General features: G+C 71.9%; 12 protein-coding genes, 1 pseudogene and 1 riboswitch. Of the genes and pseudogenes, 7 read left to right on the top strand and 6 right to left on the bottom strand.

The window, feature by feature from the left end; all coding sequences use genetic code 11:
• From E1265_RS37230 to def, 6 genes and pseudogenes are all read left to right on the top strand, one after another.
• Window positions 1-304, top strand: a pseudogene (locus E1265_RS37230) (amino acid decarboxylase); the annotation flags it as partial.
• Between the two features lie 674 nt (window positions 305-978).
• A complete protein-coding gene (locus E1265_RS23065) occupies window positions 979-1,800 on the top strand; it encodes an SOS response-associated peptidase (protein WP_132932907.1) in 822 nt (273 codons plus the stop codon).
• A gap of 75 nt (window positions 1,801-1,875) precedes the next feature.
• Window positions 1,876-2,703, top strand: a complete 828-nt coding sequence (locus E1265_RS23060) for a sigma-70 family RNA polymerase sigma factor (protein WP_132932906.1) — start codon at window positions 1,876-1,878, stop codon at window positions 2,701-2,703.
• Window positions 2,700-3,014: a mycothiol system anti-sigma-R factor gene (rsrA, locus tag E1265_RS23055; RefSeq protein WP_132932905.1), complete on the top strand. Its 315-nt coding sequence runs from the start codon at window positions 2,700-2,702 to the stop codon at window positions 3,012-3,014. Before E1265_RS23060 ends, rsrA begins: the two co-directional genes overlap by 4 nt.
• Before the next feature lie 227 nt (window positions 3,015-3,241).
• On the top strand, window positions 3,242-4,237 hold the full coding sequence (locus E1265_RS23050) for a tetratricopeptide repeat protein (protein ID WP_132932904.1): 996 nt from the start codon (window positions 3,242-3,244) through the stop codon (window positions 4,235-4,237).
• A gap of 79 nt (window positions 4,238-4,316) precedes the next feature.
• Entirely contained in the window at window positions 4,317-4,946 is a 630-nt protein-coding gene (gene def / locus E1265_RS23045) for a peptide deformylase (RefSeq protein ID WP_132932903.1), read from the top strand.
• A 77-nt stretch (window positions 4,947-5,023) separates the two neighbouring features.
• On the opposite strand, the gene E1265_RS23040 is transcribed toward def, so the two are convergent.
• The 3 genes from E1265_RS23040 to E1265_RS23025 form a co-directional block, all read right to left on the bottom strand.
• Window positions 5,024-5,845 (bottom strand): intradiol ring-cleavage dioxygenase, encoded by an 822-nt coding sequence (locus tag E1265_RS23040; protein ID WP_132932901.1) that lies wholly within the window; start codon window positions 5,843-5,845, stop codon window positions 5,024-5,026.
• A 73-nt stretch (window positions 5,846-5,918) separates the two neighbouring features.
• Window positions 5,919-6,245, bottom strand: coding sequence for a helix-turn-helix transcriptional regulator (locus tag E1265_RS23035; protein WP_243741032.1), 327 nt, complete (start codon window positions 6,243-6,245; stop codon window positions 5,919-5,921).
• Between the two features lie 258 nt (window positions 6,246-6,503).
• Entirely contained in the window at window positions 6,504-7,109 is a 606-nt protein-coding gene (locus E1265_RS23025; RefSeq protein WP_132932899.1) for an NAD(P)H-binding protein, read from the bottom strand.
• Here E1265_RS23025 and E1265_RS23020 point away from each other — a divergent pair.
• Window positions 6,990-7,499, top strand: a complete 510-nt coding sequence (locus tag E1265_RS23020; RefSeq protein ID WP_243741031.1) for a TetR-like C-terminal domain-containing protein — start codon at window positions 6,990-6,992, stop codon at window positions 7,497-7,499. The two genes, E1265_RS23025 and E1265_RS23020, sit on opposite strands and share 120 nt — an antisense overlap.
• A gap of 121 nt (window positions 7,500-7,620) precedes the next feature.
• Here the strand turns inward: E1265_RS23020 and E1265_RS23015 are convergent, their stop codons facing one another.
• The 3 genes from E1265_RS23015 to E1265_RS23005 form a co-directional block, all read right to left on the bottom strand.
• Complete coding sequence (locus E1265_RS23015) at window positions 7,621-8,640, bottom strand: ribonucleotide-diphosphate reductase subunit beta (protein ID WP_132932898.1); 1,020 nt, start codon at window positions 8,638-8,640, stop codon at window positions 7,621-7,623.
• Entirely contained in the window at window positions 8,637-10,997 is a 2,361-nt protein-coding gene (locus tag E1265_RS23010; protein ID WP_132932896.1) for a ribonucleoside-diphosphate reductase subunit alpha, read from the bottom strand. The genes E1265_RS23015 and E1265_RS23010 overlap by 4 nt, the downstream gene beginning before the upstream one ends.
• 147 nt (window positions 10,998-11,144) lie before the next feature.
• Window positions 11,145-11,305: riboswitch (adenosylcobalamin (AdoCbl) riboswitch) on the bottom strand.
• Between the two features lie 208 nt (window positions 11,306-11,513).
• The gene (locus E1265_RS23005) at window positions 11,514-12,947 is read right to left on the bottom strand and encodes a DUF2079 domain-containing protein (protein ID WP_132932894.1); all 1,434 of its coding nucleotides are present in this window, start codon (window positions 12,945-12,947) and stop codon (window positions 11,514-11,516) included.
• Window positions 12,948-13,289 lie beyond the last annotated feature (342 nt).

Here is a 13,289-nt window from a genome sequence, read left to right as displayed (position 1 = left end):
GCTCGCGCGCACGCTCGCCGAGCTGATCGAAGCCTCAGACGACTTCGAACTGCTCGCCCCGGCCGTCACCTCCATCGCCGCGTTCCGCCACCGGCCTCCGACCCTCGACCCAGACCACGCGGAAGCAGTGAACGAGGCGATCCCGGCCGCCGTGCAGCGCCGTGGGCACGCCTTCCTCACCGGCACGAGGCTCTCCGGTGCCGCGGCCCTGCGCGCCTGCGTCCTCCACCCGAGCACCACCGAGGACGATCTCACCGTCCTGCTCGACGAAATCCGGGCCGCGGCCCGGGAGGTCGTCACATGAGACCCCACCACCTGGTCGTCGACCTCGGCGGCGTGCTGTTCCACTTCGACCACGCCCATCGCCTGCGGCGCATGGCCGACGCCTTCGCGCTCCCCGCAGACCGAGTCGACGCGTTGCTGTGGCGGTCCGGATTCAGCGCCGACCGCGATTCGGGCAAGTACCCGCACGCGGCGGAGATCCGGGACCGAATCCGGGCCGCCACCGGCTTCACCGGCGGCGACGATGACCTCGACGCCGCCTGGTGCAGCGCCTTCCAGCCTGACCATGCCGTCCGGGAGACGTTGGAACGGCACCGTGGTTCCCGGTCGTTGGCGCTGTTCACCAACAACGGCCCGCTGGAGCAGGAAGTGCTGCTGCGGCTGTACCCCACGATGTTCGACGGCTTCGACCACCTGCTGTTCGGCCACCGTCTCGGACACCGAAAGCCCGACCCGGCCGCCTTCGACGCCGCCGCTGAACACTGGGCGCCTGCTCGAACGACATCCTCTTCATCGATGACAACGAAACGAACACCGCCGCGGCACGCGCCGCGGGCTGGACCGCCCTCCACTTCCAGAGCAGGGAGGCCCTCGACCAGGCTCTGCCCCGCCGGCTCCGCCATCCGCCCTCATGACCCGGTCAGATCGGAACCACGGTGGTGGGGATCGAGGGGGCAGCGACTACCCTGGGGCCGCATGTGCGGACGGTACGCGGCCAGCCGGCGGCCAGAGGATCTGGTGGGGTTGTTCGACGTCAAGCTGTGGGACCAGGAGAAGGCGCTTCCTGCGGACTGGAACGTCGCGCCCACCAAGGAGGTGTACGCCGTGCTCGACCGGCCCGTGCGCGACGCGGGGCCCGAGCCGGTGCGGCAGTTGCGCGCGCTGCGGTGGGGGCTCGTGCCGTCGTGGGCCAAGTCGCCGGAGAAGGCGGCGATGATGATCAACGCCCGGATGGAGACGGTCCACGAGAAGTCGTCCTACCGGAGACCCTTCGCCGCCCGCCGCTGCCTGCTCCCAGCCGACGGCTACTACGAGTGGGTGACCGGTGGCGAGGAGCGAAAAGAGGAGGAGAAGGGCAAGCGGAAGCGGCCCCGCAAGCAGCCGTACTTCGTGACGCCGGTCGACGGTTCCGTGATGGCGCTGGCCGGCCTGTACGAGTTCTGGCGGGACGCGACGCTGCCCGACGACCACCCGCGGGCCTGGTGGGCCACCTGCACGGTGCTGACCACCGAGGCCGAGACCGCGCCGCTGCCCGAGCCGGCGCCCGGCAGCGCTGCCGCGCCGCGCGCGCTGGCCGACATCCACCCCCGGATGCCGGTCGCGCTGCCGCCGGACCGTTGGGACGCGTGGCTCGACCCGGCGCGGACCGAGCCAGAGGCGATACGGCCGCTGCTCGAGGACCTGCCGACCGGCCGGCTGCGGGCCTACCCGGTGCCGACCGAGGTCAGCAACGTCAGGAACAACGGGCCCGAGCTGGTGCGGGAGCTGCCGGCGCCCGAGGAGGAGACCCTCTTCTAGCCGGGGAATGCGGCGGGGGCGCGTGGCGTTGTGGCAGACGTCATGACGTCCGAGAGCGAGAGGGAGACCAGCTCCATGGGTTCCATCGCCTGCCCGCCCCGCCCCGAAAGCATGCTCGTCCAGCGGGCCGCGGAGGTCGACTGGGCGACGCTCCGGCTTGCCGCCGAGCGGCCGTCCCGACCGGCGAAGCCCGCCCCCGGTCGTCTATCCTCCGAAGCGGGTGGGTCCGCCCCCGGGCTCATCACATTCGCGGAGGAGGTGGGTCCGGTCACCGGCACGGACGACGGCGCGCACGAGGAGTCCCACGAGGAGACCGAGGCCGAACGCAACGCACGGTTCGAGCGGGACGCCCTCGGCTACCTCGACCAGATGTACTCGGCCGCGCTGCGCATGACGCGCAACCCGGCCGACGCCGAGGACCTGGTCCAGGAGACGTACGCGAAGGCGTACGGCTCGTTCCACCAGTTCCGGCAGGGCACCAACCTCAAGGCGTGGATGTACCGCATCCTCACCAACACCTTCATCAACTCCTACCGCAAGAAGCAGCGGGAGCCGCAGCGCAGTGCCGCCGAGGACATCGAGGACTGGCAGCTGGCGCGCGCCGAGTCGCACATGTCGACCGGGCTGCGCTCCGCCGAGTCCCAGGCCCTCGACCACCTGCCCGACTCGGACGTCAAGCAGGCCCTGCAGGCGATTCCCGAGGAGTTCCGCATCGCGGTCTACCTCGCCGACGTCGAGGGGTTTGCCTACAAGGAGATCGCCGACATCATGGGTACCCCCATTGGCACGGTGATGTCCCGGCTGCACCGCGGTCGTCGTCAGCTGCGCGACATGCTCGAGGACTACGCGCGCGAGCGCGGCCTCGTCCCCGCCGGGGCGGCTCAGGAAGGCGCTGGATCATGACTGGCAGTGGCGAACCGTCGCGTCCCGCGGACTGCTCGGAGGTCCTGGACCGGATCTACGAGTATCTGGACCGCGAGATGCCGGACGGGGACTGCGCCAAGATCCGGGAGCACATGGACGAGTGCTCGCCGTGCCTGGAGAAGTACGGCCTTGAGCAGTCGGTGAAGAAGCTGGTCAAGCGCTGCTGCGGCCACGACGACGTGCCGACCGACCTGCGGGCCAAGGTGCTCGGCCGGATCGACATGATCAGGAGCGAGCGGGGTGGACCCGAGGCCGGGGAGCAGGCGCCCGGCCAGGCGGCCGCCGGCTGATCCCCGCGTCGGGTCTCACCCGATCGGAGTCGTCCGGGCGCCGCGCGCACCCGGGGCGCCCCTCCTTTCCCGCTCTCCCGCGCGAAGCCGTCTCGCGCGTCCCGGCCCCCTGCCCCATGCTGTGAGCAGGCACCTGTCCTCCCCAACCTCCCCATGGTTGGATGCCCTCGGGTCAGGACAGGAAGACTGTGAAGTAGACGCTGTGAAGCGGGAATCAGGCGGGACATGTGAGGATCTTCGGCAGGGTCAGGCAGCGGCCGTCCTCGGACTGGCGGCTTGCCACCGACCGGGCGTTCACCCTCATCGACGACGGCCGCTACGAGGACGCGGGCGCGCTGCTCACCCGTGCCGCCGACCTGGAGCCCTGGCTGTCGGAGTCCTGGTTCAACCTGGCGCTGCTGTACAAGTTCCGGCACGACTGGGAGCAGGCCAGGGCGGCCGGGCTGCGGGCCGTGGCGCTGCTGGAGAAGGACGCCGGCGCCCCCGACTGGTGGAACGTCGGCATCGCCGCCACCGCCCTGCAGGATTGGCCGCTGGCCCGCCGCGCCTGGCAGGCGTACGGGCTCCCGGTCCCGGACGGCGGCTCCGCGGCGGGGGGTGAGCCGCTCGGCATGGACCTCGGCGGGGCGGCGGTGCGCCTCTCGCCCGAGGGCGAGGCCGAGGTGGTCTGGGGCCGGCGTCTCGACCCGGCCAGGATCGAGGTGCAGAACATCCCGCTGCCGTCCTCCGGGCGTCGCTGGGGCGAGGTGGTGCTGCACGACGGCGTGCCGCGCGGTGAGCGCACCATGACGGCCGGGGGCGTCACCTCGGTCTACCCGGTCTTCGACGAGATCGAGCTGTGGGCGCCGTCCGCCGTGCCCACCTGGGTGGTGCTGATCGAGGCCGCCACCGAGGCCGACCGGGACGCGCTGGAGCGGCTGGCGGCCGACGCGGGCTACGCGGCCGAGGACTGGTCGTCCTCGGTCCGGCTGCTGTGTCGGGCCTGCTCGGAGAGCCGGATGCCGAGCGAGCAGGGGGACGGCCTGGCCCAGCACGACCCGCACGACCACAGCGTGCCGGGGCGTCCCGGGCCGCTGGGGCACACGGGCGCGGGCGCCCTGTGGTCGCCGGAGCGCGAGTGCGGTCTCGCCGCGCCGGAGCAGCTGGTGCGCGGGCTGCTGGACGGCTGGGTGGCCGACAGCGAGGACACCAGGGACTGGCGTGACCTGGAGGAGGTCTGCTGAGGGCGCTCGGGCCGGTCGGCGGGCGCCGTAAGCTGTACGGGTTACCGCGAGGCGGACCGAAAGGCATACGGCGGACACCATGGCGCAGCACGACACCGATGAGCGGATCAGCGACGAGTTCGTCGTCGACACCGAGGACTGCGAGGAGCGGGAGCGTGCGTACCGCGAGCGGGGCACGGCTCGGCCGATCACCGTCTTCGGGCACCCGCTGCTGCACCGGGAGGTCAAGGACGTCACGGAGTTCGGCGACGAGCTCGCCGCGCTGGTCGACGACATGTTCGCCAGCCAGCGGGCGGCCGAGGGCGTCGGCCTGGCGGCCAACCAGATCGGCGTGGACCTGAAGGTCTTCGTCTACGACTGCGCCGACGACGACGGGGTGCGGCACGTGGGCGTGGTGTGCAACCCGGTGCTTGACGAACTGCCCGCCGAGGAGCGGGTGTTGGACGACAACAACGAGGGCTGCCTGTCGGTGCCGACGGCCTACGCCGAGCTGGCGCGCCCCGATGTCGCGGTGGTGCGCGGGCAGGACGCCACGGGCCGGCCGATCGCGGTGCGCGGCACCGGCTACTTCGCGCGCTGCCTGCAGCACGAGACGGACCACCTCTACGGCCGGCTGTACATCGACCGGCTCTCGAAGCGGGAGCGGAAGAAGGCCCTGAAGATGATGGAGGAGGGCACCCCGCGCTACGAGACGGTGCCCAACGACTGAACGCCCGCGCCGCGTCGGGCCCTTCGGGGCCCTTCCGCCGCCCGGGCGGGGGGCCGGCGCGGCCCCCCGCCCGTCCCTCAGACGCCGAGTCGGAGCGAGGCGACATAGCCCTGGTCCGCGTCCCCGCTGACCGTGGCGAGTTGCAGCGTGGAGCCGTCGCTGAACACGTTGTCGGTGTCCAGCGCGACCTGGGCGAAGTTCTGGATGCTGCGGCCGTAGCCCTCGGTGTCGTAGACGGTGTCGCAGACGTCCTCAGGCAGCGCCAGCTGCGAGGTCTTGATCGCGTTGCCGGCGGCGGTGGCCTGGTCGAGGCTCTGGTAGACCTCGAAGTGGATGTGCGGCCAGCGGCCGGCGTAGCAGGCCGGGAAGATGCTGGTGAAGGTCACCTTGCCGTTCGCGTCGGTCTCCTGGACGCCGCGCAGGTAGTTCTCGTTCTCCACCCCCGGTGAGTAGAGCGAGTAGTTGCCGTCCCGGTCGCAGTGCCACAGGTACACGGCCGCGCCCTGGAGCCCGGCGCCGCAGCCGCTCGCCACGTCCACCACGGTGAGCTCGATCGTGAGCGGCACGCCCTCTGCGACGCCGCTCGCGGTGCCGAAGCTGGTGGTGATGTCGCTGCGGACGATCCCGCTCTGGGTGAGCACGTTCACCCCGTTCGACCCGTCCGCCGGGTAGGGGCCACCGGTCTCGTCCGGTATCTCGGCGCACTCGGCGTCCGGCTGCGTGGCCGCGGCGCTGGGCGACGACGAGGCGGTGCCGCCGCCGCTGCCGCCCGCCTCGGCCGCGCACCCGGCCACGGCGAGCAGGCCGCCCCCGCTCAGCACCAGCATCCGCCGCCGGGCGAGCGTCGGCAGATCGAAGGAGAGCCCCTTGTCATGGTCGTGCAGTTCTTCCTCACTCATGCCGCCATCCCAGCGGGGCCGGATGAGGAACGGATGAGAGTTCGCTGATCAGGGGCTCAGAGTTGCCGGGCGGCTATGCGATGGCGGCGATGCCCCCGTTGTCGAAGCAGATTGCCTGATGCAGACGCCCGCCGAGGGCGGCGACGTAGCGGGCGAGCACTTCCTGGCCCGAAGTACGGCCCTGCTCGATCTGCGAGACGCGCCCCTTGGTGACCTCCATTCGCTCGGCCACCTTGCTCCTGGGCCAGGCCACGGCACGCCGGATCTCGGCCAGCCGGTGGCCCAGCACTCGCCCAGCAGTTCCTGCTTGCCCTGAGCCACGGCCTCCTTGCCGCTCGCGCGTTCGACGTACTCGCCTCGGATGTCCCGCCACCGTGCGTACTCGCTCATGGGGCACCATCCTCTTCTGCCCCGGGTCTTCACATACTCGGCGTAGCGTGGAGATTCTCCAGGGTGGCCCGTGAGTCGTGTCCACCAGGGGGCGCCCGAGGCCGGGCCCACCCTCGGCTAGGGCGTCGAGGGCCTGCACCACGCGGGCGATCGCCGCCTCATCGAGCCGGTCGATCCACTCGCGGACCTCGTCGACCAGGTAGATCTCCCACTCCTCCGCGGCCATGGAGCGGGTATGGCGCTAGCTCTACCTGGCGGGGGTGCGTCACTAGTAGCCGATGGTGAAGCGGCGCTGGACGAAGCGTGGTAGCTCGGCCTCGTCGACCAGCGCCACGGCGGCGTCCTCGATCGAGATCCGGCTGCGGCCCTCGGCGTCGAGGACCGGCTGATCGCCGCCGAGGCGGTAGCGGCCGGTGCGCTCGCCAGGGGCGATCTCCTCGGCGGGGCTGAGGTAGGTCCACAGTCGGTTGGAGGTGCGCAGCACGTTGAGCGCGTCGCGGTGGCCGCGCACCGCCGCCGCATACTCCCTGGGCAGGCCGAGCTGGTCGAGGGCCTCGTGCAGCAGTTCGTCCGAGTCGGCCCGCACCACCCCTGGCGCGATCTCCAGGCTGCCGGCGCCGCCGATCACGATGAGCCGGGTGCGTGGCTGGCTCTCCAGCGCCTTCAGCAGCGCCCGCGCCGCGGTGGCGTAGACGGTCCGGTCGGCGATGGAGCGCCGGACGGTGTCGGTGAAGTCCCGTGCCGCGTTGCCGGGTTGGAAGCCGCTGATGAGGACGTCCAGGCCAGGCAGGACGGCGGCGATGCTGGTGGCATCGAGGACGTCGACGCTCGCCCAGGTCAGGGCCGGCGCCTTCCGCGACTGGGCCCTGGCCAACCCCGAGGGCTTCCGCCTCGTCTACGGCGACCCGTCCCCGGCTACCAGCCCCCCGAGGGCGGCCCGGCCCCGGACGCCGCGCGGCGGGTCTGCCTGGTCCTTACCGCCGTCGCGGCCGCCGCCTGGCCGCACGCCCAACGCCTCCACGCCGACAGCGAGTTCCAGTGGTCGGACTTCGACCCCGGGCTCCTGGCGAGGGTCCGGCCCGCCTTCCCCGACCTACCGCCGGCGGCCGTGGCCCTCGCCCTCCACATCTGGGGCCGGCTGCACGGCCTGGTCTCCCTGGAGATCTACGGCCACCTGCGCGGCCAGACGGCCAGCCCCGAGAAGCTCTTCCAGGAGGAACTGACCCACCTGGTCCGCGCCCTGGGCATCCCACCGGCCGCTTAGCACGCGGCCCCGAGGCCGACGTGCTCGGGGCCCGACCTCGACCGCGGCACCGGCCGGCGGAGTTGACAGCCGACCGGCCCGCCGCGCGGGAGCCGCGGCGGGCCGGGAAACGGAGGGCGGGTCAGAACTCGTCGTCGAAGGAGACGTTGCCCTCGACCGCCACCTGGTAGGCGGAGGGGCGGCGCTCGAAGAAGTTTGTCAACTCCTGGACGTTCTGCAGCTCCATGAACGCGAACGGGTTGCGGGAGCCGTAGACCGGCTTGAGGCCGAGCCGGACGAGGCGCTGGTCGGCGACGCACTCCAGGTACTCGCGCATGGAGTCGGTGTTCATGCCGGGCAGGCCGTCACCGCACAGATCGCGGCCGAACTGGAGCTCGGCCTCCACGGCCTCCTTCAGCATGTCCGTGACCTGCCGCTCCAGCTCCGCGTCGAAGAGGTCCGGCTCCTCCTCGCGGACGGTGTCCACCACGTGGAAGGCGAAGTCCATGTGGCAGCTCTCGTCCCGGAAGACCCAGTTGGTGCCGGTGGCCAGGCCGTGCAGCAGGCCGCGCGAGCGGAACCAGTAGACGTAGGCGAAGGCGCCGTAGAAGAACAGGCCCTCGATGCAGGCCGCGAAGCAGATCAGGTTGAGCAGGAAGCGGCGGCGGTCGGCCTTGGACTCCAGCTGGTCGAGGTCGTCAACCGAGTCCATCCAGCGGAAGCAGAACTGGGCCTTCTCGCGGATGGACGGGATGTTCTCCACGGCCGCGAACGCCGCCGCCCGCTCGTCCGGATCGGGGAGGTAGGTGTCGAGCAGCGTCAGGTAGAACTGGACGTGCACGGCCTCCTCGAACAGCTGCCGCGACAGGTACAGCCTGGCCTCGGGGGAGTTGATGTGCTTGTAGAGGGTCAGCACCAGGTTGTTGGCGACGATCGAGTCGCCGGTGGCGAAGAAGGCCACCAGGCGGCCGATCAGGTGCTGCTCGCCGGGCGAGAGCTTCGCCAGATCGGCCACGTCGGAGTGGAGATCGACCTCCTCCACCGTCCAGGTGTTCTTGATGGCGTCCCGGTACCGCTCGTAGAACGCCGGGTAGCGCATCGGGCGCAGCGTCAGCTCGAAGCCGGGGTCGAGCAGGTTCTTGGTGGGGACGGTGGTGGTCACTGGCAGGCCTCGCAGGACTCGGGGTTCTCCAGGGAGCAGGCGACGGCCTGCTCGGGGACGACGGTGACGGTGGGGGCGGCGGCGCGGGCGGCCTGGGCGATCCGGGTGGCCGGGCGCGAACGCAGGTAGTAGGTGGTCTTGAGGCCCTTCTTCCAGGCGTAGGCGTACATCGAGCTGAGCTTGCCGATGGTGGGCGCGGCCATGAACAGGTTCAGCGACTGGCTCTGGTCGAGGTACGGCGTGCGGGCTGCCGCCATGTCGATCAGGGCGCGCTGCGGCAGCTCCCACGCGGTCCGGTACAGGGCCTTCAACTCCTCGGGCAGGCCGGGAAGTCCGGCGACCGAGCCGTTGGCCTCGCGCAGCGCCTCGCGGGTCGCGTCGTGCCACAGGCCGAGCTTCTTGAGCTCGGCGACCAGGTACGAGTTGACCTGGAGGAACTCGCCGCTCAGCGTCTCCCGCTTGAAGAGGTTGGAGACCTGCGGCTCGATGCACTCGTAGACGCCGGCGATGGAGGCGATGGTCGCGGTCGGCGCGATGGCGAGCAGCAGCGAGTTGCGCATGCCGGTGTGGGCGACGCGCTCGCGCAGCGCGGCCCAGCGCTCGGGCCAGGCCGCGGCGGCCTCCGGGTAGTGGTCGGGGTGGAACACGCCGTCCGAGGTGCGGGTGTCGGCCCAGGCGCGGTGCCTGCCGTGCCGCTCGGCCAGGTCGGCCGAGGTCTCGTAGGCGGTCAGCATGATGCGCTCGGCGATCCGGGTGGAGAGCTCGCGCGCGGCGGGGGAGTCGAAGGGGAGGCCGAGCCTGAAGAAGACGTCCTGGAGGCCCATCACGCCCAACGCCACCGGCCGCCAGCGGGAGTTGGAGGCGCCGGCCTGGGCCGTGGGGTAGAAGTTCAGGTCGATGACGCGGTCCAAAAAGACGACGGCCGTGCGCACGGTGGCGTCGAGCCGCTCCCAGTCCATCTCGCCGTCGTCGCCCAGGTGGGCGGCCAGGTTGACCGAGCCCAGGTTGCAGACGGCGGTCTCGCCGTCGTCCGTGACCTCCAGGATCTCCGTGCACAGGTTCGAGGAGTGCACGATGGCGCCGGGCCGCGCGGTCTGGTTCGCGGTGCGGTTGGCGGCGTCCTTGAACGTCATCCAGCCGTTGCCGGTCTGGGCCAGGGTCCGCATCATCCGGGCGTAGAGCTGGCGGGCCGGGATGGTGCGCTGCGCGAGCCCGGCCTGTTCGGCGCGGCGGTAGGCGGCGTCGAACTCGTCGCCCCACAGGTCGACGAGCTCGGGGACGTCGGCCGGCGAGAACAGCGACCAGTCGGCGTCGGCCTCGACGCGCCGCATGAACTCGTCGGGGATCCAGTGCGCGATGTTGAGGTTGTGGGTGCGGCGCGCCTCCTCACCGGTGTTGTCGCGCAGCTCGAGGAACTCCTCGATGTCCGCGTGCCAGGTCTCCAGGTAGACGCAGGCCGCGCCCTTGCGGCGGCCGCCCTGGTTGACGGCGGCGACCGAGGAGTCGAGGGTGCGCAGGAACGGGACGATGCCGTTGGACTTGCCGTTGGTGCCGCGGATCAGCGAACCGCGGGCCCGGATCCGGGAGTAGGACAGGCCGATGCCGCCGGCGTGCTTGGAGAGCCTGGCGATCTGGTGGTACCGCTCGTAGATGGAGTCCAGCTCGTCGGCGGGGGAGTCGAGCAGATAGCAGGAGGACATCTGCGGGTGGCGGGTGCCCGAGTTGAACAGGGTGGGGGACGACGGCAGGTACGCCAGGCTGCTGGTGAGCCGGTAGAGCTCGGCCACGTCCGCCAGGGCGCGCTCCGAGTCGTCCTCGGCGAGGCCGCAGGCCACGCGCAGCAGGAAGTGCTGGGGGGTCTCGATGACCTTGCGGGTGATCGGGTGCCGCAGCACGTAGCGGGACTCGACGGTGCGCAGCCCGAAGTACTCGAAGCGGTCGTCGGCGCCGGTGGTGACGGCGTGCTCGACGAGGGCGTCGAGGCGGGAGGCGTGGCGGCGGACGAACGCGGCGGTGCGGTCGCCGATCAGGCCCTCGCGGTGGCCGACGGTGATGGAGGCGGAGAACGAGTCGGCACCCTGCCCCGCGGCCTCCTCGCGGATGGCGAGGGTGAGGAGCCGGGCCGCGAGCCGCGAGTACTGGGGCTCGTCGGCGATCAGGCCGGCGGCGGCCTCGATGGCAAGCGAGCGGAGCTCGGCCTCGTCGGAGCCGGCGTGCCGGCCGCGCAACACGGCCGCCTCGACCCGCGCGTGGTCGGTGGCGGGCAGGTCAGCGGTGAGGTCGGCCAGCACCTTCGACAGCGTGGGGGACTGCGAGGCTGTAACCGGCTCCGCGGGTGCGACGGGTGCGATGGTCACTCGATGCTCTCCCTCGAATCGAACCGAATCGACCACGGAGCACCGGCCCGAACGAGGTCGCGCGCGGCGTTCCGCGGTGGGCGTTCGAGGGGCCGGGCGCGACGGGCGCACACGGGCATGCGTGTGGTAAGGCAAAGGCATGCCGCGCTGCGTCCGTCGGCCCAGTCCTCGAGGCCCGGACGTCTGTGGGTTGCCGCCAGGCGACCGGACTTGACGACAGACGGGACGGATCCCGCCATCGCACACCGTTGCGGGACAGTTCCGGACTCTCACCGGATTCCCCTGGGCGACAACGAGGAAGAGCATACATCTTGTGCTGCCCCAACTGGGCGCCCCTATATGTTGTGTTTCGTGTCTACCCGGTGACGGAGCGAGGGGAGCGAACATGCGAATGTCCGGCGGATGGGCCCGCGGCGGGGGCGCTCACCGCGGCACGGGCGCCCAAGGGCGTGTGGCGTCGGTGCGGGTGAGGGTCGAAGTATTTTGTGTGTGTGCGATCGCGAATGTGCGCGGCGGTCAGTCGCGGCGCAACACCCAGAAGCCGGCCTCGCTCGCCGTCACCCGGTAGGCCGCGTCCGGATACAGCTGCCGGGCGTACGCGAGCATGCCCGCGGCGTCCCTGACCGGGTCGTAGTAGGCGATGTACTCCGGGGCCGGTATTCGGGTGTCGCCGATCCAGAACACCCGGGCGCGCTGCGTGAGATGGGAGATGGGCCGGACGTTGGCTGCGACGTCGGCGCCGTCGGGCACCGCGGCCAGCACCCGCTCGCCGGCCTCGGCGGCCGGCCCCGGGCGGTAGGTGTCGGCGTGCGTGAGGGTGGCGATCGGCAGCGCGGTGGAGAGCGCGAGCGCGGCCGCGAGGACCGCGGCGGGCAACTGGCGGGCGTAGGCGCGCAGCCAGGGACGCCGGTCGGTGCGGGAGCGGGCCACGGCGTCGGCCAGCGCCAGCGCCGTGACGGGCATCAGCACGGCGCTGTAGTGGAAGTCGATGCCCCAGTAGTTCGGCTCCTGCGACGCGAACCGCCAGGCGAGGGTCGGCAGCACGACGAGCAGCAGCGGCGAGCGCAGCGCGAGCAGCCCCGTGGTCGGGACCAGAATCCACAGCAGGGTGCGGAGCTTGGTGTCGGCCGAGGTGAACAGCGCGTCGAGCGGGCCGCCGCCCTCGTCCACCTTGGCCCAGTAGTCGTAGCCGCCGGCCGCGTTGAACCCCGGTATCACCACGCCTATCACCAGCGCGCACGCCAGCACCGCGAGGCCGGCCACCGCCAGCGCGGCCCTGGTCGCGCGCACGTGCCCGGCCTGGTGGGCGCGCCACGCCACCACCAGGGCGATCGCGGCGACCGTCAGGCCCAGGTCCTCCTTGACCAGCAGCAGCGGCAGCGCCCAGCCGAGCGCGGCGCGCCAGCGCTGCCGGAGCACGGCCTCCAGGGAGAAGGCGATCAGCGGGACGGCGAAGCAGATCTCGTGGAAGTCGAAGTCCACGGCCCGCTGCATGCCCCAGGAGAGGCCGAACGCCGCGCCGATCGCCGCGCCCGCCGGGCGGCCGAGCAGGAAGGCCGCGCCACGCGTCACCGGCACGACGGCCAGCGCGAACAGGGCGGCCTGCGCGACGAGGAGGGTGACCGGCGTCGGGAACAGCCGGTAGAAGGGGGCGAGCAGTGCCGTGATCGGGCTGAAATGGTCGCCGAGTATCGGGAAATCGGGCCCCTTGAGGTCGGCGACCGGCTCGCTCAGTCGGGCGTAGGCGCCGATGGCCTGCTCGAAGATCCCCAGGTCCCAGGACCTGTTCTCCCAGCGGAGATAACGGGTGACCGACAGCGTCGCGTAGACGACGAAGAACCCGAGGGCGAGCAGTACCCCGTCGGACGGCAGGCGCGGCCCCCGCCGCGGCGTCGGCCGCGCGACGGCCGGCGATGGGGTGGTCGTGGGCGTGCGGGTGGTGCTGGTCATCGGGACACCGCTGCGGTCACGAGGGTCGGGACACGAGGACGGTGTGGTGCCAGTGGCCCGCCCCGCCGCAGGAATGACGTCCGAACGGCCCCGGTGGTTCCCCGCGGGGCCCGCTGTCCCTCGAACGGCAGCCTGGCGTGGACCGCGACACCGTCCGGCCGCCGCCTCAGCTCGGCGCCGAGCCGGCGCAGGCGGCGGCTACGGCGAAGTGTCACGGTCCGGGCTGGGGGAGGCTCCGCCGGGTGGGCGCGACCAGCCACGACGGCGGGGCAGGCGATCGACGGCAGGTCGCGGCACCCCCGGCGGAGCGCCTGGGCGGCCCCGCCGGGGAGGGGCGGGGTG

Origin of the sequence: Streptomyces sp. 8K308 (genome assembly GCF_004348315.1) — a bacterium.
Lineage (GTDB): Bacteria > Actinomycetota > Actinomycetes > Streptomycetales > Streptomycetaceae > Streptomyces.
The sequence above is the reverse complement of the archived record's forward strand: the minus strand, read 5'-3'. Positions and strand labels throughout refer to the sequence as shown.

Excerpts from the sequence above, each read along its gene's own strand:
- E1265_RS23065 (WP_132932907.1), top strand. The coding sequence starts at position 979 with ATGTGCGGACGGTACGCGGCCAGCCGGCGGCCAGAGGATCTGGTGGGG.
- E1265_RS23060 (WP_132932906.1), top strand. The coding sequence starts at position 1,876 with ATGGGTTCCATCGCCTGCCCGCCCCGCCCCGAAAGCATGCTCGTCCAG.
- rsrA (WP_132932905.1), top strand. The coding sequence starts at position 2,700 with ATGACTGGCAGTGGCGAACCGTCGCGTCCCGCGGACTGCTCGGAGGTC.
- def (WP_132932903.1), top strand. The coding sequence starts at position 4,317 with ATGGCGCAGCACGACACCGATGAGCGGATCAGCGACGAGTTCGTCGTC.
- E1265_RS23040 (WP_132932901.1), bottom strand. The coding sequence starts at position 5,845 with ATGAGTGAGGAAGAACTGCACGACCATGACAAGGGGCTCTCCTTCGAT.
- E1265_RS23035 (WP_243741032.1), bottom strand. The coding sequence starts at position 6,245 with ATGGTGCCCCATGAGCGAGTACGCACGGTGGCGGGACATCCGAGGCGA.
- E1265_RS23005 (WP_132932894.1), bottom strand. The coding sequence starts at position 12,947 with ATGACCAGCACCACCCGCACGCCCACGACCACCCCATCGCCGGCCGTC.